Genomic DNA, 23,481 nt, shown 5'->3' on the forward strand with positions numbered 1-23,481 from the left:
TCACCACTCACCACGGAAAGGACGCGACTTCCCGTGCCTCACATACCGCCCGTCGAGCCCTACCCCATGCCGGCGGAAGGGGACCTCCCCGACAACACCGTGAGCTGGGCGCCCGACCCGGACCGGGCCGTGCTGCTCCTCCACGACATGCAGGAGTTCTTCCTCAGGCCCTTTCCCCGCACCGGCGAGCCCGGCGGCGCCCTCGTCTCCAACGCCGCCCTCCTCAGGGACCGCTGCGCCGAGCTGGGCATTCCCGTCGCCTACACCGCCCAGCCCGGCGGCATGACCACGCAGCAGCGCGGTCTGCTCCGCGACTTCTGGGGGCCGGGGATGAACCCCACCCCGGAGGACCGCAGGATCGTCCCCGGGCTCGAATCCCGGCCGGGCGACTGGGAGTTCACCAAGTGGCGGTACAGCGCCTTCCACCGGTCCGACCTGCTGGAGCGCATGCGCTTCCACCGGCGCGACCAGCTGATCGTCTGCGGCGTCTACGCGCACATCGGCGTCCTGATGACCGCGGTGGACGCGTACACCCACGACATCCAGCCCTTCCTGGTTGCCGACGCCGTGGCCGACTTCTCGGCCGACGACCACCGCCTCGCCCTGGACTACGTCGCACGGCGCGCCGGCCGGGTGCTCACGACCAAGACCGCACTCGGTGAGCTCGGCGAACCCGGCGACTCCGGAGCCGGCCGGTGAACGCGCAGTCCGTACCACCTCACCCCACGGGGAAGACCATGGCATCAGTACACGAAACCCCCGACCTCCTGGCGCGGATCCTCGACGGCGGCGCCGACGACTTCGCCCTGCTCCACAGGCCGGAGCAGGCCGGGGCCGACACCCTGGAGATCCTCCTCGGCGAGGTGACCGAGGTCGCCGCGCTCAAGGATCTGCCGCTCGCCGAGGACCCGCCGCCCGGTGCGGGACACGACCTGCTGGTCATGATCCCGTACGGGCAGATCACCGAGCGGGGGTACCAGGCCCGCGCCGACGGCGAGTCCCTGCTCTCCATGGCCGTACGGGAGCAGGCGACGGTGCCGCTCGGCGCGATGCTGTCCCGGCTCCCGGGCGGGCCGGTCAAGTTCGTCGACGGACGGTTCGACGTGCCCGACGAGGAGTACGCGGACATCGTGCGCCGCGTGATCGACACCGAGATCGGCACCGGAGAGGGGGCCAACTTCGTCATCAAGCGTTCCTTCGTCGCCCAACTGCCCGGCTTCTCGCGGCAGGTGGCCCTGGCCGTCTTCCGGCGGCTCATGGAGCGCGAGTCCGGTGCGTACTGGACGTTCCTCGTGCACACGGGCGGGCGTACGTTCGTCGGCGCCACGCCCGAGCGGCACATCAGCGTGCACGGCGGCGTGGCGGTCATGAACCCGATCAGCGGCACCTACCGCTATCCCGCCGACGGCCCCTCCCTGGACGGCGTCCTGGAGTTCCTCGACGACCGGAAGGAGACCGACGAGCTCTACATGGTCGTCGACGAGGAGCTGAAGATGATGGGGCGCGTCTGCCCCTCGGGCGCCCGGCTGGTCGGCCCCTACCTCAAGGAGATGGCACGCCTGGCGCACACCGAGTACTTCATCGAGGGCACGACCGACCGGGACGTCCGCGACATCCTCCGCGAGACGCTGTTCGCCCCGACCGTGACCGGCTCCCCGCTGGAGAGCGCGGCCAAGGTGATCCGCCGCTACGAGCCCGTCGGGCGCGGCTACTACAGCGGGGTCGCCGCCCTCATCGGGCGCGACGCCGCGGGGGGCCGCACCCTCGACTCCTCGATCCTCATCCGTACCGCCGACATCGATGCCTCGGGACGGATGAGCATCGGGACGGGCGCGACCCTGGTGCGCCACTCGGACCCCCAGTCCGAGGTGCGCGAGACCCGGGCCAAGGCGGCGGGGCTGCTCGCGGCGCTCGGTGAACCCGAGCCCCTCCGCTTCGGCGCCCACCCCGCCGTCCGCACGGCGCTCGACCGGCGGAACGAGGGGATCGCCGACTTCTGGCTGCGCGATCCGGGCGGCCACTCCGGGCAGGAACAGCCCCTGGCGGGGCTGCGGGTCCTGGTGGTGGACGCGGAGGACACCTTCACCGAGATGATCGCTCACCAGGTGCGCTCCCTCGGGTGCGAGGTCACGGTGCGTCGCTTCGACGAGCCCTACGACGTGGCCGCGCACGACCTGGTGATCCTGGGGCCCGGGCCGGGCGATCCGCGCGAGACGGACCACCCCAAGATCGCCCATCTGCGAGGCGCCGTCACCGGGCTGCTGGCGGAGCGCCGCCCCTTCCTGGCCGTCTGTCTGAGCCACCAGGTGCTCAGCACCGTCCTGGGCCTGTCCCTGCACCGCAGGCCGGTCCCCAACCAGGGCGTCCAGCACGAGATCGACTGGTTCGGCGGACGTGCGCGGGTGGGCTTCTACAACACCTTCGCCGCGCACGCCGAGGAGGACGGGTTCGACCACCCCGAGCACGGGCCGGTGCGGATCAGCCGTGATCCGGAGACCGGTGAGGTCCACGGTCTGCACGCCCGCGGCTTCGCCTCCATGCAGTTCCACGCCGAGTCCGTGCTGACCCAGAACGGCCCCGGGGTCATCGCCGCGCTCCTGGAGAGCCTGGCCGCCGCACGCGTCGGCTGACCGGCCGCTCCCGGGCCCGGCGAAACGGCCGGGCCCGGGAGCCGCCGCACTCCCGCACGGATACACGGACAGACGGATACTTGGAGCCCACGCATGTCCTTTCAAGACCAGACTCTCGCCTCGGCGACCTCCGACGCGGCACCGGCCGCGGTGGTCGCCGAGCTCATATCGCTGCTCGCCGACGTGCTGAAGGTGCGGCCCGAGCAGCTCGATCCCGGGCTGACGTTCCGGTCGATGGGCATCGGGTCCGTAGCGACCCTCCAGTTCGTCTCCGTGGTCAACGCCCATTACGGAACGGGCCTCAAGCCCACAGCCCTGTTCGCCCACCCCACGCTGCTGGCGTTCGCCGGGCAGGTGGCACGCGAGGCCGGTGTCGTGGAGGAACGGGAGACGGCGCCCCCGGAGCCCGCCACGTCTGTCACGCCCGACGCCACGCAGGACATCCTCGGCTTTCTGCGCGAGCGTCTGGCGGGGATACTGGGCTGCGAGCCGGCGGCCCTGGACCCCTCGGCCCCCTTCAACCTGCTGGGCGTCGACTCCATCCGCGGGGCGAAGTTCGTCGCCGCCATCAACGACGCGTATCGCATGAACGAGCCCGCCGTCACCCTGCTCGACCGCCCCGGGCTCGCCGCGATGGCCGCTCATATCGCGCGCGTAGCCAAGGCGGAGGGGCCGCCCGCCGCCGACGGCCCGGCGGCCGACGAAGAACTGGGCGCGCTCCTCGACGCGGTGCGCGCGGACCGGCTTTCGGTGGACGAGGCGCTCACGCGGCTGCCTCACCAGGCGTGAACGGGCGACAACGATGGACGAACGCGAAATACTCACCCGGTTCAAGGCCGGCCTCCTGGAGCGCGAGCAGGCCGTGTGGCTCCTCGCGGAACGGCGGAGGGCACCCGGACGCGGAACGGACGGCGGCTTCCCGCCCCTGGCCCCGGCGCCCGCCTCCCCGGCCCCGGTATCCGCCTCCCCGGCCCCGGCGTCCGGTGCGGCGGCGGCTCCGGTGTCCGGTGCGGCGGCTCCGGTGTTCCTGCCGCTGCCCGGCGGGGCCCATGAGCCCATCAAGCTCTGGTACTGCTCCAACGACGAGCTCGACTCCGCACTCGCCGTCACCCTGGCCCGGCACTGGCTCGACGAGGAGGAGCAGGAGACCGCGAGCCGCTTTCTGTTCGAACACGACCGGCGGCAGTATCTGGTCGCCCACGCCCTCGTTCGGCGCGTACTCGCGCTGGAGAGCGGCCTGCCCGAGGCGGAAGCCGTGATCTGGCGGTCCGCACGGGGGCGGCCGTTCCTGGAGCGGCCCCCCGTCGGACTGCCGCGCGGCGGACAGGAGCTGGACTTCAACCTGTCCCATGCCGAGGGCCACAACCTGCTCGGCGTGGTGCGCAGCCACCGGATCGGGGTGGACGTGGAGCGCGTCGACCGCGGTGAGCAGGGGCTCGACGCGATCATCGAGACCTTCGCGCAGGACGAACGGGACTGGGTGGCGCGGGCCGCGCCGGGCCGTACCCGGGACTGCCGGACCCTGCGGCTGTGGACGCTGAAGGAGGCGTACTCCAAGGCGCGCGGGCTGGGCCTCGGGCTCCCCTTCGACAGCTTCTCCTTCACCCTGCACGAGGAGCGCGGGGTCCTTGCGTTCAGGCCGCCCGAGTCCGAAGCGGCCCTGCCGTGGCGGTTCCTGGAGCTCGAACCCGAGCCCGGTGTGCTGGCGGCCGTGGCACTCCTCGCCGACGCCGACGTACCCTCCGTCCTCCAGTTGCACCGCGGCTTCCCCTGGAGCCGGAAGGCGCCGGAGCTGCTGGGGCTGCCGGAGCCGGTCGCCGGCCGCTGACGCGGCCCGGGCGGTGGCGGGCCGCACGGGGAACTGAACGGCCGGCCGGCTCAGGACTTGTCGCCGCGCCGCGGGCTGAGATCGATACGGGGCAGGGTCCCGGGCGTGGCGATCCCCGGGAGCAGCAGCCGCCACATCTCGACCGTGCGCTCCGGCAGGTCCTTCCGGCCGTTCACCAGCTGCGCGTACAGCTGGACGCCGGTGCACGCGCTGACGACGAACTCGGCCACCCACCTCGGGTCGACCCCCGGCAGCAGCTCCCCGCTGTCCCGGGCGTCGCACAGGCACTGCTCCATGACGTCCCGCCACTGGAGGTAGGGCGAGATGTCGTTGACGCCGAAGCTGCCCTGCTCCACCGAGAGCCGTACACCGGCGCGCAGCAGCGGGTCCTTCAGGAGCTGGTGCGACCACACCCGGGTGATGTCCACGATGCGTTGCAGGCCCTGGGTGTCGACGTGCGGCTCGATGCTCTCGGGCTGCGCCATCATGACCGCCCTCGCGATGCCTTCCTTCGACTCGAAGTGGAAGTACAGCGCCCCCACCGTCAGCCCGGCCCGCTTCGCGATCTTGTTGAGCCCCGTCCCCGCGTACCCGGCCGCGTCGAACTCCTCCGCCGCGGCGCGCAACAGCAATTCACGTGTGCGCAGCGCACGGTCCTGCATCTGACGTTCCATGTTCGGGCTCCGTTCGCCGGTAAAGTCTGGACAAAAAAAAGAATCATCCTTATTTTATCTCTCGGGGCCCCGGTCGTCCAGGCAGGTGCGCCCCGTACCAACCGTGCGCTTTGTGCCCATACCTCTCATGCCTCTCTACCCGGGGGAGTATCCGTATGCCAAGCACCGCCACCGTCACCCTTGCCCCGCCCGTCGCGTTCGTCGCGGGGGAGCTCGTTCACAAGGCCCGCCCCGGATCGGTGCTGCTCACCGGTCTGCGGCCCGACGGAAGTGACGGGTTCGTGGTCTCGGCCCACTGGCCCGAGGTGCACGAGTACTACGCGGCCAGGGGGGCCGCGCTCGACCTGCTCCTCCTCACCGAGACGGTGCGCCAGTCCTTTCCCCTGCTGTGCCACAGCGCCTACGACGTCCCCCTCGGGCATCACCTGCTGTGGGACGACTTCGGTTATGAGCTGACCCCGGCGGCCCTGGCCCCGGGCGACCGGAGCGGACCCGTCGAACTCCACGTCACCTGCCTGGAGTCGACCCGTCGCGGCAGCCGGGCGGCAGCGCTCACCCTGCTCATATCCGTGGTCCGGGGCGGGCGGCCGCTCGCCGAGTGCACCACGCGCCTGACCGTGCAGTCCCCGGCCGTCTACCGGCGACTGCGGGCGGGCCGCGGCACCCCCGAAGCCGTCACCGCCCTGCCCGCCGCCCCCATCGCGCCGATCGCGCCGTCGGTCCTGGGGCGCACCCGGCTGCGCGATGTCGTCCTCAGCCCCGCGGTGGGCCTCGGCCGGTGGCGGCTGAGGGTGGACACCACGCACCCCCTCTTCTTCGACCACCCCCTCGACCACGCCCCGGGCCTGCTCCTCCTGGAGGCCGCCCGCCAGGCCGCCCTGATGCTCCCCTCCGACCACCCCCAGTCCGTGACGGGCATGGAGACCTCCTTCCACCGCTACGTCGAGCTCGACGCTCCGTGCCGGATCGAGGCGCGCCCGCTGGACCCGGCCCCGGAGGGCCACCGGCGTACGGTCGTCTCGCTGTGGCAGGACGGGGTCGAGTGCTTCACCGCCACGGTGCGGCTCGCCCGGAAGGCGGGTCCCGGGCCCGCCGCCCTGGTGCGGGCGGGCGGGGACGTCATTCCGTTCCCCCGGTAGAGCGCTGTTCCCCGGTGGGGGTTCGCGTGTTCGCGTGAACGCCCTGGCGGGGCCGCCCGCATCCCGCCCTTATCGATACGGCAGCGGCGGCCCGCCCCTTCCCGGGGCGGGCCGCCGCTGCCGTGGTGTGAACCCGCCGGGCGTCAGGCGGCGGTCCAGCCGCCGTCCACCGGCATCGCGACGCCCGTGACGAACGAGGCCTGATCGCTGCAGAGCCAGGCGGCGTTGCGCGCGATCTCCTCCGGTTCGGCCATCCGTTTCTGGATGGAGCGCCCGACGAAGTCCTCCTCCAACGAGGGTGTGTCCTTCAGTACCTGGTCCATCATCTCGGTGCGCGTGCTGCCCACCACCAGGGCGTTCACGCGGACCCCCCGCCGGCCGTACTCGGCCGCGGCCGCCCGGGTCAGCCCCAGGACCGCGTGCTTGGCCGCCACATAGGCGGAGGACGCGCCCGTGGCCTGCACGCCCGCCACGCTGGAGGTGTTCACGATCGACGCCGGGCGGCCGGAGCCGAGCATCGCGGGGATCTGGTGGCGCATGCAGTTCCACACGCCCCTGACGTTCACGGCCATGATCTGTTCAAAGACCGAGCCGTCCGTCTCGTGCAGCAAGCTGCCGGACGTCGCGTAGCCGGCGTTGTTGAAGGCGCCGTCCAGCCGGCCGAAGCGCGCCACCGCCTCGGTGACGACCCGTTCGACCTCGCCCTCCCGGGTCACGTCCCCCGCGGCGACCATCGCGCGCCCCCCGCCCGCGGCTATCCGGTCGGCGAGCTCGCGCAGCCGGTCCTCGCGCCGCGCCATGAGCACCACGGTCGCGCCCTCGTCGGCGAACACGCGCCCCGCCGCCGCCCCGATCCCGCTGGATGCCCCCGTGATCATCATGACTCTGTCCCGCAGCAAGCCTGTGTCCCTAGTCATGCCGAGTTCCCCACTCCCCATGGACTGCTTCTGACCCCCCAAGGGCCGCCCTCGCGGGCGGCCCCCTGGACAGGAAAAGAATAATGGTTCTTATGTATTTTTACTAGCGGGGTCCGGCTCGGGTGGGCGGATGGCTGAGATGCCGTACAGGAGCAGGTCGCAGAACTGGGTGAAGCGCACCCTGGCGGCCTCGGCGTCCTCGGGTCCTGCGCCGTCGCCCCGGGCGTGCACCTCCGTCCCGGCGGCCAGTCGCAGGGCCATCTCCGTCACCGCCTCCGGGGTGACGCCCGCCCTCAACTGCCCTTCCTCGCCCGCGCTGCGGAACATCTCCCGTACCGGCCGGAGCCAGGAGTCCGACCAGTCGTCGGCCCCCGGGATCTCGCTGGAGAGCCGTACGGCCGCACGTGCCACGACATCGCGGTGGAGCAGTTCGAGCAGGGCCAGGAGCAGTAGGTGGGCCCTGCGCAGGGGGGTCACCGGGAGCTCGGCCACCTCGCTCACCCGCTCCTCGACGCGGGCGAGGCCGAGCTCCCCGAGCTCGGCGAGGAGCTGCCCTTTCGTGGGGAAGTGGAAGGTCAGCGCACCCGTCGTGACACCGGCCTCGCGGGCGATGCGGTGCATGACCATGCTGCCGTAGCCATGCCGGTCGATCTCCCGCGCGGTGGCGTCCAGCAGAGCGCCGCGCGTCAGCAGGGACCTCTCCTGCTGTTTCGCCGGCCTCCTTCCCGTTCCGTCCGGTGCCACCGTGACCTCCCACTCCTGGTTCGCTGATCAACTCCCTACGCTCCCCGCGTCATCCGCCGTTCACAACGCCGAGTTGACGAACTTGCACCCGGAAGGCATCCTCACTCTTCAAAAGAATAAGAATGATGGTTATGTTTTGGATGTCGCCGGCAGCCACCGCCGGCCAGGAGCCTTCAAGGAGCCAGTCATGTCTGCACAGGCCACGGCGGTCCTCGGCGCACCGGAGAGCGCGCGGCGAGCAGGGCCGGAGGGCCTGACCGCCTACGCGGAGCGGGTCTTCGGGTATCTGCCCCGCAGTGACCAGCGCCGCTGGGCGGACGCCTATCTCAGAGGACTGCTGACCACGCCCGGGCGCAAGACCGTGCGGCGCATGGCCCGGACGCTGGGCCTGCCCGAGAGTGCGCCGCAGGCGCTCCAGCAGTTCATCAGTGCCAGCCCCTGGGAGTGGGCGCCCGCGCGGGTGGAGCTGGCCCGGATCGCGGCCGGACTGCTGCCCGACGCCGTCTGGACGGCCAGGCCTGTGCTGCTGCGCAAGCGGGGGAGCCATTCGGTGGGGCTGCGCGCGGGCATCCTCCCGGGTACCGGCCGACGGGTGAACTGCCAGGTCGGCATCGGTCTGTTCCTCTCCGGTGGCGGCCGCAGCATCCCGGTCGGCTGGCGCCTCCTCCTCGACGACACCTGGTGCGAGGACCCCGAGCGGCGCCGCCGCGCGCGGATTCCGGACGCGGTGACGCCCCGGCCCGCCTGGGCCCTCGTACTGGAGATGGTGGAGCAGTTCGCCGCCGCGGGGGTGGCCGAGTCCGCGCCCGTGGTGCTCGGCCGCGACTTCGCCCCCGGCGTCCATCAGTTGACCTCCCAACTCACCTGGCAGAGCCGGGACTTCGTCCTGGAGGTGCCGCCCGGGCAGCCGCTCACACCGGCGTCCCCCCGAGGGGCGGCCCCGTCCCCGGCCACCGCTTCCCCGGGCGACGCGGCGGCTCTCGTGGCGGCGCGCTGCCGGCGGACCGCCTCGGCACTGCCCGGGCGGGCGCAGCTGTTCTCGACCGCCGTACGTCTCCTCCCGTCGCGCCCCCCGGCAACCGCCGTGCACCAATCGCACCGGCTGGTCGCGGAGGTCGCCACCGCGCCGAAACGGCCCTCCCGGTTCTGGATCACCTCGCTCCGCGACGCACCGCCGACCACCGTGCGCGGGCTCGCGCACCGCACAGTCCTGACCGATGTGGCGGTCCGGGACGTGCAGACCGAGCTCGGGCTCCTGGACTTCGAGGGCCGTTCCTTCCCGGGCTGGCATCACCACATGACGCTGGCCTCCGCCGCCTACCTCTACCGCCAACTGCGTGGCGCGAGCGTGCCGCAGGGATGGCCCGTCGGTCCCTGACCCACCAGGGGCCTGCCGTGGGGCCTGCCGTGGCCGAGGTGTCGCTCAGCCGGACACCGCGCCGTCCTGCCGTCGATCCCTCCGGGGGCTCCGCCCTCGGGCAACAGTGAGGAAGCCCATGATTGACCACTGCCCGCCCGCTGTCCGTACCGGTCACGCCCTGCCGGTTCTGCCGCCTTCCCCTTCCCGCGACCTGGTCCTCGCCGAGCTGGCCTCCAGGGTCTTCGCCTCGCTGCCCCGCAGCGACCAGCGCCGCAAGGGCCTCCAGTATCTGGACGGACTGCTGACCGTCCAGGGGCGCAAGTCGATCCGCAACATCGCCAAGCTGCTCGGAACCCAGGCCTCCGAGCAGAACCTGCACCACTTCATCAGCGACTCCACCTGGGACTGGGTGCCCATCCGCCGGGCGCTGGCCGAAGCCGTGGACGCCGCCCTGCCGACCCGGGCCTGGGTAGTAAGACCCATGACCATCCCCAAGGCCGGACAGAACTCCGTGGGGGTGGGCCGGCACTTCTCCCCGGCGCTCGGGCAGACCCTGAACGCGCAGCGCGCCATCGGCGTCTGGGCGACGTCGGAGTCCGCGGGCGTACCGGTCAACTGGCGGCTACAGCTGCCTTCCTCGTGGCACACCGACGACGCCCGGCGCAGTCAGGCGGCGGTCCCGGAGGGTACGAGCGCGGAGAGCCTGCACGGCTGCGCGGTCGAGGCGTCCCGGGAGACCCAGCTCGGCTGGGGGCTGCCGGTGCGGCCCGTCGTCTTCGATCTGGACGAGGCGTCCGAGCCGCTCCTGAAGACGCTGGCCACCACGCACGTTCCGCTCATGGCGAGGGTGGGCGGGGACACCCTGCTCACCGTGACCGACCGGGTCATGTCGGGGCGGGAGCAGAGCACACTCCCCGCACACCGGATCATGGCCATGGCCGGGAACATGCGGCGACCGGTGCCGGGCAGGCGCCCCCTGTCGGGAGTGGTGAAGGACATGCCCCTCGCCGCCGCCGTACGCGTCGAACTCCCCTCGTATCCCCGGGGTTCCGAACACCGGCAGCTGGTGCTCCTGGGTGTGGGCGACTACGGCAGCCGCTGGCCGGCCGAGCTGTGGCTGTCCAACCTCACCACGGTCCCCATGGAGTACCTGGCCAGGCTGCGGCAGCTCACGGACCGGGCGGCCCATGACGCCACGGTGGTGGCCGACCGCGTGGGCATCCGGGACTTCACCGGGCGCTCCTTCAACGGCTGGCACCGGCACGTCACGCTCGCCTCGGCCGCCCACGCCGTCACCATCCTGGGTGACCGCACCTCGCATCTGCCGTACATCGCGGGCTAGTTATCGAAGTCCGGCTTGGGTCCCCACCCACGGGCCCATAAGTTGGAGCGGCAGCCGAGGAACGGCCCCCCACCGGCGCCCCGCCGCCGGGCCCGTCCGGCGCACACGGTCCGCCGCGGCGTTGTCCGCACCGAGGGCCGGCCCGGGGCAGGGGACCAACCCCCGCACCCGCACCCCCCCACTTCCCCCCTCGCTCACGCACGCACATCTCGACCTCGCTGCCGCGAGCAGCGCTTCATGACCAGCCCCCGCGGTTCTCCCGGACCGCCGAACTCCGTAGGGACGACCCCATGCAGTCACCACCGCAGACCGCACAGGATCAGCCGACGCAGCACCCCGAGGACTGGAGCGCACAGGACTGGAGCGCGCTCGACCAGCGAGCCGTCGACACCGCCCGCGCCCTGGCCATGGACGCCGTGCAGCACGCCGGGCACGGACACCCGGGAACGGCGATGAGCCTCGCCCCGGCCGCGTACGTCCTCTTCCAGAAGGTCATGGCCCACGACCCCGCCGACCCCGGCTGGGAGGGGCGGGACCGGTTCGTCCTCTCCGCCGGTCACGCCAGCCTGCTGCTGTACGTCCAGCTGATGCTGGCGGGCTACCCGCTGACCCTGGACGACCTCAAGGCCTTCCGCCGCCACGGCAGCCTCACCCCCGGACACCCCGAGCACGGGCACACCCCCGGGGTGGAGACCACCACCGGACCGCTGGGGCAGGGCATCGCCAACGCGGTGGGCATGGCCATGGCCGCCCGCTACGAGCGGGGGCTCTACGACCCCGAGGCCGCCACCGGCACCTCCCCCTTCGACCACACGGTCTGGGTCATCGCGGGCGACGGCGACCTCCAGGAAGGCGTGTGCGCCGAGGCCTCGTCGCTCGCCGGACACCAGAAGCTGGGCAACCTCGTCGTGCTCTACGACGACAACCACATCTCGATCGAGGGGGACACCAGCACCGCGTTCTCCGAGGACGTCCTCCAGCGGTACGCCTCCTACGGCTGGCACGTGCAGCGGGTGGAGCCGAAGCCCGACGGCGACCTGGACCCCCGTGCCCTGCGCGAGGCGTTCCTCGCCGCCAAGGAGGTGCGCGACCGGCCCACCCTGATCGCCGCGCGCTCGGTCATCGCCTGGCCCGCCCCCCGTGCCAAGGGCACCGCCGCCGCGCACGGGGCCGCCCTCGGCGCACAGGAGGTCGCTGCCACCAAGGAGGTCCTCGGCCTCGACCCGGCCCGCTCCTTCCACGTACCGGACGAGGTCCTCGCGCACACCCGGACCGCCCTGGTCCGCGGCCGTGCCGCACACACCGCCTGGGCCGGGAAGCTGGCGCAGTGGCGCGACGCCCACCCCCGCCGGGCCGCGGAGTACGACCGGATCACCCAGGGGCAGCCGCCGGCCGGGTGGGAGAACAAGCTCCCCGTCTTCGAGCCCGGCACCTCCGTCGCCACCCGCAAGGCGTCGGGCACCGTACTCGCCGCGCTGGGGCCGCTGCTGCCCGAGCTGTGGGGCGGCTCCGCCGACCTGGCCGGGTCCAACAACACCACGATCGACAGCAGTTCGTCCTTCCTGCCGCTGGGCAACGCCCTGCCGCAGGCCGACCCGTACGGCCGTACCGTGCACTTCGGCATCAGGGAACACGCCATGGCGTCCGTGATGAACGGGGTGGCGCTGCACGGCGCGACCCGCATCTACGGGGGCACTTTCCTGGTCTTCTCCGACTACATGCGCCCCGCCGTGCGGCTCGCCGCGCTGATGCGGCTCCCGGTCACCTACGTGTGGACCCACGACTCGGTCGGGCTCGGCGAGGACGGCCCCACCCACCAGCCGGTCGAGCAGCTCGCCACCCTGCGGGCCATCCCCGGGCTGAACGTCGTACGCCCCGCCGACGCCAACGAGACGGCGGCCGCCTGGGCGGAGATCCTGCGCCGGCACAGCGCCGACCCGGCCCCGCACGGGATCGTGCTGTCGCGGCAGAACCTGCCCGTCTACCCGCCCAACGAGCTTGTCCCGCGCGGCGGTTACGTCTTCCGTGAGGCCGAGGGCGGGGTTCCGCAGGCGCTGCTCGTGGCCACCGGTTCCGAGGTGTCCCTGGCGGTCGCCGCCCAGGAGCTGCTGGCGAAGCGCGGTATCGCGGCCCGGGTGGTGTCGATGCCCTGCCTGGAATGGTTCATGGAGCAGGACCGCTCCTACCGGGACCAGGTGCTGCCACCCGACGTACGCGTACGGGTGACGGTCGAGGCCGGAGTGGGTCTCGGCTGGGACCGCATCGCGGGCGAGGCGGGGCGCGTGATGTCCCTGGAGCGGTTCGGCGCCTCGGCCGACGGCGCGCTGCTCTTCCGCGAGTTCGGCTTCACCCCCGAGGCGGTCGCCGCCGAGGTGGAGACCGCCATGGAGAAGGCGGCCCGCCGATGACACCGCAGATATCCCGGCTGCGCCCGCTGTCCGCGCGTATCCCCGGCTCCAAGAGCATCACCACCAGGGCCCTGCTCCTGGCCGCTGCGGCGAAGGGCACCAGCACGCTGTGGGCCCCTCTGGTCAGCCACGACACCCTCGCCTTCAGGGCGGCCCTCGGCAGCCTCGGCGTGGCGGTCGAGACCAGCCCCAGCGACCAGTTCTGGGACGTGACCGGCAACGGCCGCGGCCCCGTCGGCACGGGCGAGGTGTGGTGCGCCGACGCCGGTACGGCGGCCCGCTTCCTGCCCCCGTTCAGCGCGGCGGGCGAGGGGACCTTCACCTTCGACGGCTCCGAACAGCTCAGGGCCCGGCCGCTGAGCCCGCTGATGAAGGCCATGACCGCGCTCGGCGCCGAGCTGGAGACCCCGGTCCCGGGCCGCTTCCCGCTGACCGTACGGGCCAGTGGCCTGGAGGGCGGCGAGCTGCGGGTGGACTCCTCCATGAGCAGCCAGTTCCTCAGCGGCCTGCTGATGACCGCCCCCCTGATGCGGCATCCGGTCCGGGCCGACCTGAGCGGCTCCGTCAGCCGTCCCTACCTCGACATGACGCTGGCCCTGATGCGGCGCTTCGGCGCGGACGTCCAGGAGTCCGGGGACGGGGTGGTCGAGGTGCGGCCGGGCGGCTACCGGCCCGCCGCCGTCGTCATCGAACCCGACGCCTCCACCGCCTCGTACGTCTTCGCGGCCGCCGCCGCGACCGAGCACCGGGTGACCGTGCCCGGCCTCTGCGGCCGCAGCCTCCAGGGCGACCTGCGGTTCGTGGACACCCTGCGGCAGCTGGGCGCCCGGGTGGAGGTGTCGGACCGGGACGTCACCGTGACCGGCACCGGACGGCTGCGCGGCGGTCTCACCCTCGACATGGGCGACATCTCCGACACCTTCATGACCCTCGCGGCGATCGCTCCGCTCGCCGACGCGCCCCTGACCATCGGCGGGGTGCGGCACGCCCGGTTCAAGGAGTCGGACCGCATAGCGGCGGTGGCGCAGAACCTGCGCGCCTGCGGCATCCGGGTGGACGAGACGGAGGACTCGGTCACCGTCCACCCCGGCCCGCTGCGGCCCGCCCGCATCGCCTGCCACCGCGACCACCGGATCGCCATGGCGTTCTCGGTCCTGGGGCTGGCCGCGCAGGTTCCGCTGACGCTCGACGACCCGTCCTGCGTCACGAAGACCTTCCCCGGCTTCCACCAGGAGATGGCGCGGCTCTTCCCGTACTACGAAGTGCCGGAGTACCGCTGATGACCACGTACGCGCGCCGGAGGAAGGCGCAGTCCAAAGCCCACAGGAAAGCAGGGAAAGGATGAGCAGGTTGCGCTGGCTGACCGCGGGGGAGTCGCACGGCCCCGCACTCGTCGCGACGCTGGAGGGGCTTCCCGCAGGGGTCCCGGTCACCACGGAGCTGGTGGCGCAGGCCCTGGCCCGGCGGCGGCTCGGTTACGGCCGGGGCGCGCGGATGAAGTTCGAGCAGGACGAGGTGACCTTCCTCGGTGGCGTACGCCACGGCCTCACCCTGGGCTCCCCGGTCGCCGTCATGGTCGGCAACACCGAGTGGCCCAAGTGGGAGCAGGTCATGTCGGCCGACCCGGTCGACCCCGCCGAACTCGCGGGCCTCGCCCGCAACGCCCCCCTGACCCGCCCGCGTCCGGGCCACGCCGATCTGGCGGGGATGCAGAAGTACGGCTTCGAGGAGGCGCGCCCCGTGCTGGAGCGCGCCAGCGCCCGGGAGACCGCGGCGCGGGTGGCGCTCGGGGCGGTGGCCCGCTCGTATCTGAAGGAGACGGCCGGGATCGAGATCGTCAGCCATGTCGTGGAGCTGGGCGCCGCGCAGGCCCCGTACGGGGACGTGCCCGGACCCGGCGACGTGGAGCGGCTCGACGCGGACCCGGTGCGCTGCCTGGACGCCGACGCGTCCAAGGCGATGGTCGCCGAGATCGACCAGGCCCACCGGGACGGCGACACCCTGGGCGGCGTCGTCGAGGTCGTCGCCCACGGGGTGCCCGTAGGGCTCGGCTCGCACGTGCACTGGGACCGGCGCCTGGACGCCCGGCTCGCCGCGGCGCTCATGGGCATCCAGGCGATCAAGGGGGTCGAGGTCGGCGACGGCTTCGGTCTGGCGCGCGTGCCCGGCTCGCAGGCCCACGACGAGATCGTGCCCACCGCCGACGGCATCCGGCGCTCCTCCGGCCGCTCCGGCGGCACCGAGGGCGGCCTGACCACCGGTGAACTCCTGCGCGTACGGGCCGCGATGAAGCCCATCGCGACGGTTCCGCACGCCCTGGCCACCGTGGACGTCAGCACCGGCGAAGCGGCCGTCGCGCACCACCAGCGCTCGGACGTCTGCGCGGTGCCCGCCGCCGGGATCGTGGCGGAGGCGATGGTGGCCCTGGTCCTCGCGGACGCGGTGGCGGAGAAGTTCGGCGGCGACAGCGTGGCCGAGACCCGTCGTAACGTCTCCGGTTTCCTCGCCCACCTGGAGATCGCATGACCTCCCCCCTGGCCGTGCTCGTCGGCCCGCCCGGCGTGGGCAAGTCCTCGGTCGCACGCATCCTCGCGGCGCGTACGGGCACGGCGGTACGCGACACCGACCAGGACATCGAGCGGCTGACCGGCCGGACCGTCAGCCAGATCTTCGCCGAACGGGGCGAGCGGCACTTCCGCGCCATCGAGCACGAGGCGGTCCGCGCCGCGTTGCACGAGCACTCCGGGGTGCTCGCCCTGGGCGGCGGGGCCGTGGTGCGGGCCGGGACGCGCGAGGCGCTGCGCGGGCTGCCGGTCGTCTTCCTGGACGCCACCCTCGCCGATGTCCGCGAACGCCTGGGGGACGACGACTCCCGGCCGCTGCTGCGGGACGACTTCGGGAACCGGTGGCTCGGCCTGATGGCCACGCGGCGCCCCCTGTACCTGTCAGTGGCCCGAGCCGTGGTGTCCACGCACGGGCGCACCCCGGGGCAGGTCGCCTCGGCGGTGCAGTCCGAGCTGATCGGCGCGTCCGTGGGGGCCCTGCCATGACCGTCGTCCGCATCCCCGTCGCGGGGAGCGCCGGGAGCGACCCGTACGACGTCCTCGTCGGGCGTCAGCTCATGGGTGCCATCGGTGAGCTGGTCGGGCCGGCCCACCGCGTCGCGGTGATCCATCCGGCGGCGCTGGCCCCGCTGGGCGAGACCGTACGGGCGGACCTCGCCGCCCAGGGCTTCGAGGCGATCGCCGTCGAGGTGCCGGACGCGGAGGAGGCCAAGACCGCCGAGGCCGCCGCCCGCTGCTGGTCGGCCCTCGGGCGGGCCGGTTTCACCCGCAGCGATGTGATCGTCGGTGTCGGCGGCGGCGCGACCACGGACGTGGCCGGTTTCGTCGCGGCCAGCTGGCTGCGCGGGGTGCGGTGGATCGCGGTGCCCACCACCGTCCTCGGCATGGTCGACGCGGCCGTCGGCGGCAAGACCGGCATCAACACCGCCGAGGGCAAGAACCTCGTCGGCGCCTTCCACCCTCCGGCCGGCGTGCTCTGCGACCTCGCCGCGCTCGACTCGCTGCCGGTCCACGACTACGTCTCCGGCCTCGCCGAGATCATCAAGGCCGGTTTCATCGCCGACCCGGTCATCCTCGACCTGATCGAGGCCGACCCGGAGGCCGCCCGCAGCCCCGAGGGGAAGCACACCGCTGAGCTGATCGAGCGGGCGATCCGGGTCAAGGCGGACGTCGTCTCGGAGGACCTCAAGGAGTCCGGCCGGCGGGAGATCCTCAACTACGGGCACACCCTGGCCCACGCCATCGAGCGGAACGAGGGCTACCGCCTCCGGCACGGCGAGGCGGTCTCCGTCGGCCTGGTCTTCGCCGCGGAACTCGGCCGGGCGACGGGCCGTCTGGACCAGGCCACCGCCGACCGGCACCGCACGGTCCTGCGCTCGGTGGGCCTCCCGGTGACCTACCGGGGTGACCAGTGGCCCCGGCTCCTGGCCACCATGCGGCTCGACAAGAAGGCGCGCGGTGATCTGCTGCGCTTCGTCGTCCTGGACGGCCTGGCCAGGCCCGCCGTGCTGGCGGGCCCCGACCCGGCGCTCCTGCATACCGTCTACGCCGGGGGCTGCGCCTCGACGGCGGCCTCCCCGGCCTCCCGCACCGGCTCCTCCCCGGCCGCCTCCACCGGCTCCGCCGCGCGGAAGGCCGAGCGGTGACGGCGCGCCCACGCCCGGAACGTACCGGGCTCCCGGCCGGTCGCCTCCCGGACCCCGTGGTCCACGGCGCTCTTGGCTCCCCGGGCCTGCCGGTCCGCGCTTTCGAGGAGCGCCGCCGCGAGGGCGTCGGGGTAGCGGGAGCGCCACACGGCCAGGGCCTGTGCCTCGGTCAGCTCCTCGTGGCGTACCGGGCGGCCGAGGACCTCGCCGAGCTGCGCGGCCTGCTGCCGGGCCGACAGGGCGGCCGGTCCCGTCAGCGCGTACGCGCGTCCCGCGCACTCCGCGGAGGTCAGGGCGAGGGCGGCGGCCTCCGCCACGTCCCTGGGGTCGACGCAGGAGTTCGCGGAAGCGCCGTGCAGCGTGCGCACGACGCCCTCGGCGCGCACGGACCGTGTCCAGTCCAGGCAGTTGGACATGAAGGCGCGGGGGCGCAGCAGCGTCCAGGACATCCCGGACGCCCGTACGCGCTCCTCGCACGCCCGCTGCCAGCGGGTGATCGCGTCCTGCGCCTGCGGGTCGGTCACCGCGAGGGCCGAGACCTTCACGACGTGGCGGACCCCGGCCCGGCGCGCGGCGGTGAGGAGGTGCTCGTCGTGGGTGTCCCGCAGGGGGTCGAACGTGACCGCGAGGAGCGCGTCCGCCCCGGCGAGCGCCCGCGTCAGCGAGGAGGTGTCGTCCAGGTCCGCCTCGACGGCCGCGCCGGGCACCGGTAGGCGGGCCACCGCCCGCTCCGGGGAGCGGGTCAGGCAGCGCAGGTCGTACTGCGGGGCGAGGAGGCGGGCCACCCGGCTCCCCACCGTCCCCGTCGCGCCCGTCAGTGCAATACGCAAGGCCTCTCCTCTCTCCGGCTCCATGACTATCACCACGGCTGGCCCGGGGGCGATCACTATGCAAAGATAATAATGAGCACTATGTTTTTTGTCGGGCGGCCGTTCCCCCCGCCGCTCCGCGGCCCGGCCGCACTCACCCTGGAGGAAGTACGTTGACCACGAACAGCACAACACCCCGCCGGGCCTGGCTCGGCTTCACCCTGGTCCTCAGCCTGGTCGGGCTGGTGGCGATGGACAACTCCGTGCTCTACCTCGCGATGCCGAGCATCAACGAGGCGATCTCCCCCAGCGCGGGCCAGTCCCTGTGGATCGTCGACATCTACGGCTTCGTGGTGGCCTCGCTGCTCATCGCGTTCGGCAACCTCGGCGACCGGCACGGCCGGCTGAAGTTCCTGCTCGGCGGCGCGATGCTCTTCGGTATCGGCTCGGCGGGCGCCACCTTCGCCACCAGCCCGGAACTCCTCATCGCCTCACGCGGGCTGATGGGACTCGGTGGCGCGACGCTGCTGCCCTCGGGCCTGGCGATCGTCAGCAACCTCTTCCCCGACGCGAAGCAGCGGGCCCGGGCGATCGGGATCTTCGCGGCCACCTTCGCGGCGGGCTTCGCGGTCGGCCCGGTCGCGGGCGGTCTGCTCCTCGACCGCTTCTGGTGGGGCTCGGTGTTCCTGATCAACCTCCCCGTCGTGGTGGTCTTCCTGGCCTTCGCCCCGAAGCTCCTCAAGGAGGTCCGGGAGGCCCGGCCCGGCCGGGTGGACGCGCTGAGCGTGGTGCAGTCCGCGGTCGGCATCCTGCTCGCCGTCTACTCCGTCAAGGCCGCCGCGGCCGAGGGGTTCTCGCTGGAGCAGCTCGCCATCGGCGTGCTGGGTGTGGCCATCCTGGTCTGGTTCGTGCGCCGGCAGTTCACGCTGGAGGAGCCGCTGCTCGACCTCGGCCTCTTCCGCGACCGGGTCTTCACCGTCGCCGTACTGACCGGACTCCTCTCCCTGGTGGCCTGGGCCGCGGCCGGGTACCTCAGCGGTGTCTACCTCCAGTCGGTGCTCGGCTTCACGGTGCTCACCGCGGCGTTCCTCGCCCTGCCCGGCGCGGCCGTGCTCACCGTGGCCTGCATCGGCACGGCGGGTGTCGTCGACCGGATCGGCAAGCGGGCCTCGCTGATCGCCTCGCACTTCTTCATCGGCACCGGGCTCCTGCTGCTGATGTTCACCGGCACCTCCGCCGGTGCGGCGCTGTACATCGCCTCGACCGTCATCGCGGGCGTCGGCTACGGGCTCTCCTTCAGCCTGGTCGCGGAGACCGCCGTCGCGGCGGTGCCCGCCGAGCGGGCCGGTTCGGCCGGGGCGATCGCGGAGATGAGCAACGAGCTGGGCGGCGCGCTCGGCATCTCCCTGCTCGGCTCGCTCGCCGCGTTCTTCTTCCGCTTCCTCGGCCCCGGTACGGCGGGCACCCTCGACACGACGCTGTCCACGCCGGGGCTGTCCGACGAGACGGCCGCCCAGGCCAAGGACGCCTTCGTCACCGGACTGCACGCGGCGATCGGCGTCGCGGCCGCGCTCACGCTCGCGCTCGGCGTTCTCGCGGTGCGCTGGCTGCCGCGCGAGGACCGGGACACGACGGCCGGGGCCCCGGACCGGCAGGAGCAGACCGTGTCCTGAGGACGTGGGACCCGCGACAGGGTGTGGAACCCGCGACAGGACGTGGGGCCCGCGACCCGCCCCTGGCGTACGTGTTCCGAGTACGCCAGGGGCGGGCGCGGGCCTTTCAGCGCCGCTCGGCCCGTACGGTCACCGACTCGGGCTCGTCGCCCCCGCTCTGCTGGTTCAGCACGCGCAACGCGTCCGCGGAGGTCGCGTCGTTGGGGGTGTAGATCTCGACGCGGTGGTCGGGGCTGTCGGGCTGGAGCCACACCTGGTAGTCCACGCTCACCGCGCCGACGGTGGGATGTTGCAGATGCATGGCCCCCGTCGTGCAGTCGGAGACGTCACCCGTCGCCCACATCGCGCCGAAGTCTGGGCTGTTCATGGTGAGTTCGCCGATAAGTCCGGCGAGCCGGGCGTCCGTGGGATAGCGGCCGGCGGTGAGACGCAGATAGGCGACGTGGACCTTGGCCAGATCCGGCCAGTTGCGGTACATGTCGCGGGTGTGCGGGTCGAGGAAGAACATCCGCGGGATCGACGGACGCTCCGCCGGATTCCGCGGCGCCTCGTAGGGGATGTGCTCGGCGACCAGCGCGTGCCCGGTGCGGTTCCACGCGAGGACGTCGCCCCGTCTGCCGAGCACCACCGCGGGGGTGGCCTCGCCCAGGGACTCCAGGAGGGTCAGAACCCGCGCGTGGGGCTCCTCGCGGGGCGGCTCGCCCAGACCGGGCTTCACCGACTGCCGGGCGAGGTTGTGCAGATGGACGGTCTCCACCTGATCGAGCCGGAGCACCCGGGCGAGCGCGTCGAGCACCTGCTCGGAGGCGGTCTCCGCCTGCCCCTGCTCCAGACGCGTGTAGTACCCCGCACTCACCCCCGCGAGCTGGGCCAGCTCCTCCCGTCTGAGACCGGGGACCCGGCGGGAGGTGCCGTAGGTCAGCAGACCGATCTCAGCCGGAGTGACCCGGTCACGGCGGCTCTTCAGGAACGTTCCGAGGCTCTCCATGCATCCGAGCGTAGAGCGCCCGCCAGCCCTGTGGGTGTACCTGTCGGGTGTACCCACACCACGGGGATGGCTGTCGGCCGCGCCGTGGCCGAGCCTCGGCACCATGACTCAACAGCATGCGCACAACGCACCCGGACTGCGGGCCTGGCTCGGGCTCGCGGTGGTCCTCGGCCCGGTCCTCCTCGTCTCCATGGACGGATCGATCCTGTTCCTGGCGATGCCCCGGATCAGCCAGGCCCTCTCGCCCACCGCCGACCAGGCGCTGTGGATCCTGGACATCTACGGCTTCGCCGTCGGCTCACTGCTGGTCGCCTTCGGCAGCATCGGCGACCGCTACGGGCGGCTGAAGCTCCTGATGATCGGCGCGACCGTGTTCGGCCTCGGCTCCGCCGGGGCCGCGTTCGCACCGACCCCCGAACTCCTCATCGCCTGCCGGGCGCTGATGGGCGTGGCCGGCGCGACCCTGCTGCCCTCGGCGCTGGCCGTGCTGAGCGAACTCTTCCCGGACCCCCGGCGCCGGGCGCAGGCCATCGGCATCTTCGCCGCGGCCTTCGCGGCCGGTTTCGCCATCGGCCCGGTCGTCGGCGGCGCCCTCCTCGGGTCGTTCTGGTGGGGCTCGGTCTTCCTCGTCAACCTCCCCGTCATCGTGGTGTTCCTGGTGTTCGCGCCGGTCCTCCTCGGCGAGGTCAGGGCGGGCGGGACGGGCCGCGTCGACCCGCTCAGCGTCGTGACCTCCGCCGGAGGCCTGCTGCTCACGATCTACGGCATCAAGCACCTGGCCGCCGACGGCATCTCGGCCCTGCCGATCACCACGATGATCCTCGGCATCGCCGTACTGACCTTCTTCGGCCTGCGCCAACGGCACCTCGAAACCCCGCTGATCGACTTCTCCCTCTTCCGCGACCGCGTCTTCAGCATCGCCATCATCACGGGCCTGCTGCCCCTGGCCGCCTGGTCGGCGGCGGCCTATCTGTCCGGCATCTACCTCCAGTCCGTACTGGGCCTGAGCGTCCTGAACGCGGCGCTCCTGGCGCTCCCGGGCGCGGTGGCCCTCACCCTCTCGTGCATCGTCACGCCCACCGTCGTCGAACGCATCGGCAAGCGGGCCGCGCTCCTCGTCTGCCACTTCTCGATCGCGGGCGGCCTGCTGCTGCTGCTTCCCACCACGGTCACCGCCGGGATCGGCTGGTACATCGCCTCGACCGTGATCGCCGGACTGGGATACGGCATCTCCTTCGCCGTCGTCGCGGACACCGCGGTCGGCGCGGTCCCCGCGGAGCGGGCGGGCTCGGCCGGCGCGATCGCCGAGACCAGCAACGAGATCGGCAACGCCCTCGGTATCGCGATCCTCGGCTCGCTCGCCGCGCTGCTCTTCCGTCTCCAGGGCCCGGACCTCGCCCCCACGCTCGACGAGACCCTTCAGCTGCCCTCCCTGCTCCCGTCCGCGATCCAGGACGCGAAGAGCGCGTTCGTCACCGGCCTGCACGTCGTCGTGGTGGTGGCGGGCCTGCTGCATGCCGCGCTCGGAACGGCCGCGCTGCGCTGGCTCCCCAAGCAGGCGGCGGACGGTCCGGACTCCGGCAGTCACGAGAAGGCCGCGGAGGAACCGGTGGCGACCAGGTCATAGCGGTGCCGGTCGCGAGCACGTCATTGCGGCGCCGGTCGCGGCCAGGCCGTATCCCACGGCCGCGACCAGGCCGTGTCTCACACGGCCAGCGGCACCGCGTGGATCTCGTCGGCCGTGTGGCCCGCGCGCTCGTGGATGCGCTGGACGGCTTCCGCGGAGGGGGCGGTGGACAGGCAGTAGACCGTGCCCGACTCCGGGTCCGCCCAGGCCCGTTCGAAGTGAACGCCCTCTTCCTTCTCGATCGCGGTGTCCGCCGCGTGGGCCTCCTTCAACTGCTCGGATGTGATGCCCTTCATGCCGCGGTGGACATCCATGTACGTTCCCATGACCTGCGCACCTCCGATGGTGGGGTGGTGGCCCCCCTTCCATGCTGCACCTGATGCCGTTCGGCGGCGCGGGCAGAGGCGGGACCGCGTCTCCGCTGCCCGCCGCTGCCGGGCGGGGGCCGGGAAACGCCGCGTCCCCGGAAGCACGGGCTTCCGGGGACGCGGTGTGACCGTGGGCTACCAGGTGAAGGCGGCCGACTGGTTGCTGGTGGCGGTGCAGTAGGAGGTGAAGGTTCCCGCGGGGTTGGTCACGTCGAACTTCACGGACCAGTTGCTCGCGCTCGGCGTGCCCGTGAGCGCCACCGAATCGGTGGTGTCACCGGCGGCCAGGGAACCGGCGGAGAGGGGGAGCGGGCCGAAGGACAGCGGGTCGCCCGTGGTCGCCGCGTCGTGCACGGTGCCCGAGAACTGCACCTCGCTCGTCGCGCCGCCCGAGGTCTTCTGCAGCTTCAGCGTGGTGGTCACGGTGTCGGCCGCGAGCGGGAACTGCGTGCGGATGTCCGTGGAGTCGATCCGCACCGTCTTGCCGCTGCCCGAGTCGGCCGCGGTGAGCGTGATGGTGCCGCTGCCCGCGGCGTCGCAGTTGTACGAGGCGGTCGCCGACGCCGGGGCGACGGCGACCGCCGAACCGGCCAGGGACAGGGACGCTGCGAGCGCGCCGGTGGCGGCGATCGCGGTGAAGGTGAAGCGTCGCGTCGAGAAGCCGTTCATGGGGGTGTGCTCCTTCTTGGCAGGTGTCGTATTCCTGATTCCTGACAGAACGTGCAGGTGCACGAGTGCCGGGCCCGGCGTCGCTGAAGCAGTAG

The 23,481-nt window shown here is 72.6% G+C and carries 21 protein-coding genes; 14 read left to right on the forward strand and 7 right to left on the reverse strand.

Going from position 1 to position 23,481, the window contains the following annotated elements:
- Positions 1-33 precede the first annotated feature (33 nt).
- From RI138_RS22215 to RI138_RS22230, 4 genes are all read left to right on the forward strand, one after another.
- Positions 34-699, forward strand: coding sequence for an isochorismatase family protein (locus tag RI138_RS22215; RefSeq protein WP_311121326.1), 666 nt, complete (start codon positions 34-36; stop codon positions 697-699).
- 38 nt (positions 700-737) lie between these two features.
- Entirely contained in the window at positions 738-2,630 is a 1,893-nt protein-coding gene (locus RI138_RS22220; RefSeq protein ID WP_311121327.1) for an anthranilate synthase family protein, read from the forward strand.
- 93 nt (positions 2,631-2,723) lie between these two features.
- Positions 2,724-3,419 (forward strand): phosphopantetheine-binding protein, encoded by a 696-nt coding sequence (locus RI138_RS22225; RefSeq protein ID WP_311121328.1) that lies wholly within the window; start codon positions 2,724-2,726, stop codon positions 3,417-3,419.
- Positions 3,420-3,432: 13 nt separating this feature from the next.
- Positions 3,433-4,458, forward strand: a complete 1,026-nt coding sequence (locus RI138_RS22230) for a 4'-phosphopantetheinyl transferase family protein (protein WP_311121329.1) — start codon at positions 3,433-3,435, stop codon at positions 4,456-4,458.
- Between the two features lie 50 nt (positions 4,459-4,508).
- On the opposite strand, the gene RI138_RS22235 is transcribed toward RI138_RS22230, so the two are convergent.
- Positions 4,509-5,132 (reverse strand): ScbR family autoregulator-binding transcription factor, encoded by a 624-nt coding sequence (locus RI138_RS22235; protein ID WP_096627239.1) that lies wholly within the window; start codon positions 5,130-5,132, stop codon positions 4,509-4,511.
- A 155-nt stretch (positions 5,133-5,287) separates the two neighbouring features.
- Here RI138_RS22235 and RI138_RS22240 point away from each other — a divergent pair, with 155 nt between their 5' ends.
- Positions 5,288-6,271 carry a ScbA/BarX family gamma-butyrolactone biosynthesis protein gene (locus RI138_RS22240; RefSeq protein ID WP_311121330.1) on the forward strand — a complete coding sequence of 328 codons (984 nt, stop codon included), beginning with the start codon at positions 5,288-5,290 and terminating at the stop codon, positions 6,269-6,271.
- A 143-nt stretch (positions 6,272-6,414) separates the two neighbouring features.
- Here the strand turns inward: RI138_RS22240 and RI138_RS22245 are convergent, their stop codons facing one another.
- Together RI138_RS22245 and RI138_RS22250 are read right to left on the reverse strand one after the other, a co-directional pair.
- Positions 6,415-7,188, reverse strand: coding sequence for an SDR family NAD(P)-dependent oxidoreductase (locus tag RI138_RS22245; protein ID WP_107470959.1), 774 nt, complete (start codon positions 7,186-7,188; stop codon positions 6,415-6,417).
- A 90-nt stretch (positions 7,189-7,278) separates the two neighbouring features.
- Positions 7,279-7,932: a helix-turn-helix domain-containing protein gene (locus tag RI138_RS22250; RefSeq protein WP_311121331.1), complete on the reverse strand. Its 654-nt coding sequence runs from the start codon at positions 7,930-7,932 to the stop codon at positions 7,279-7,281.
- 187 nt (positions 7,933-8,119) lie between these two features.
- Here RI138_RS22250 and RI138_RS22255 point away from each other — a divergent pair, with 187 nt between their 5' ends.
- The 7 genes from RI138_RS22255 to aroB all read left to right on the forward strand — a co-directional run bounded on the left by RI138_RS22255 (position 8,120) and on the right by aroB (position 17,252).
- Positions 8,120-9,310 carry an IS701 family transposase gene (locus RI138_RS22255; RefSeq protein WP_311121332.1) on the forward strand — a complete coding sequence of 397 codons (1,191 nt, stop codon included), beginning with the start codon at positions 8,120-8,122 and terminating at the stop codon, positions 9,308-9,310.
- Positions 9,311-9,428: 118 nt separating this feature from the next.
- A complete protein-coding gene (locus RI138_RS22260; protein ID WP_311121333.1) occupies positions 9,429-10,634 on the forward strand; it encodes an IS701 family transposase in 1,206 nt (401 codons plus the stop codon).
- A 290-nt stretch (positions 10,635-10,924) separates the two neighbouring features.
- Complete coding sequence (gene tkt / locus RI138_RS22265; RefSeq protein WP_311121334.1) at positions 10,925-13,042, forward strand: transketolase; 2,118 nt, start codon at positions 10,925-10,927, stop codon at positions 13,040-13,042.
- Entirely contained in the window at positions 13,039-14,322 is a 1,284-nt protein-coding gene (gene aroA / locus RI138_RS22270; RefSeq protein ID WP_311121335.1) for a 3-phosphoshikimate 1-carboxyvinyltransferase, read from the forward strand. The genes tkt and aroA overlap by 4 nt, the downstream gene beginning before the upstream one ends.
- A gap of 61 nt (positions 14,323-14,383) precedes the next feature.
- Entirely contained in the window at positions 14,384-15,568 is a 1,185-nt protein-coding gene (gene aroC / locus RI138_RS22275) for a chorismate synthase (RefSeq protein WP_311121336.1), read from the forward strand.
- A complete protein-coding gene (locus RI138_RS22280) occupies positions 15,565-16,092 on the forward strand; it encodes a shikimate kinase (protein WP_311121337.1) in 528 nt (175 codons plus the stop codon). The genes aroC and RI138_RS22280 overlap by 4 nt, the downstream gene beginning before the upstream one ends.
- A complete protein-coding gene (gene aroB / locus RI138_RS22285; protein ID WP_311121338.1) occupies positions 16,089-17,252 on the forward strand; it encodes a 3-dehydroquinate synthase in 1,164 nt (387 codons plus the stop codon). Before RI138_RS22280 ends, aroB begins: the two co-directional genes overlap by 4 nt.
- Here the strand turns inward: aroB and RI138_RS22290 are convergent.
- Complete coding sequence (locus RI138_RS22290) at positions 17,150-18,082, reverse strand: NAD(P)H-binding protein (RefSeq protein ID WP_311121339.1); 933 nt, start codon at positions 18,080-18,082, stop codon at positions 17,150-17,152. The two genes, aroB and RI138_RS22290, sit on opposite strands and share 103 nt — an antisense overlap.
- A 230-nt stretch (positions 18,083-18,312) precedes the next feature.
- On the opposite strand from RI138_RS22290, the gene RI138_RS22295 reads away from it, so the two are divergent.
- Positions 18,313-19,734, forward strand: coding sequence for an MFS transporter (locus tag RI138_RS22295; protein ID WP_398864337.1), 1,422 nt, complete (start codon positions 18,313-18,315; stop codon positions 19,732-19,734).
- Positions 19,735-19,840: 106 nt separating this feature from the next.
- Here RI138_RS22295 and RI138_RS22300 read toward each other — a convergent pair whose 3' ends face one another.
- On the reverse strand, positions 19,841-20,722 hold the full coding sequence (locus RI138_RS22300) for a helix-turn-helix transcriptional regulator (RefSeq protein WP_311121341.1): 882 nt from the start codon (positions 20,720-20,722) through the stop codon (positions 19,841-19,843).
- Positions 20,723-20,825: 103 nt separating this feature from the next.
- Here RI138_RS22300 and RI138_RS22305 point away from each other — a divergent pair, with 103 nt between their 5' ends.
- Entirely contained in the window at positions 20,826-22,349 is a 1,524-nt protein-coding gene (locus RI138_RS22305) for an MFS transporter (protein ID WP_311121342.1), read from the forward strand.
- A 77-nt stretch (positions 22,350-22,426) separates the two neighbouring features.
- Here RI138_RS22305 and RI138_RS22310 read toward each other — a convergent pair whose 3' ends face one another.
- Positions 22,427-22,675, reverse strand: a complete 249-nt coding sequence (locus tag RI138_RS22310; RefSeq protein ID WP_096633059.1) for an SCO4226 family nickel-binding protein — start codon at positions 22,673-22,675, stop codon at positions 22,427-22,429.
- A 177-nt stretch (positions 22,676-22,852) separates the two neighbouring features.
- Positions 22,853-23,386, reverse strand: a complete 534-nt coding sequence (locus RI138_RS22315; protein WP_311121343.1) for a hypothetical protein — start codon at positions 23,384-23,386, stop codon at positions 22,853-22,855.
- Positions 23,387-23,481 lie beyond the last annotated feature (95 nt).

This window comes from Streptomyces durocortorensis (assembly GCF_031760065.1).
Lineage (GTDB): Bacteria > Actinomycetota > Actinomycetes > Streptomycetales > Streptomycetaceae > Streptomyces.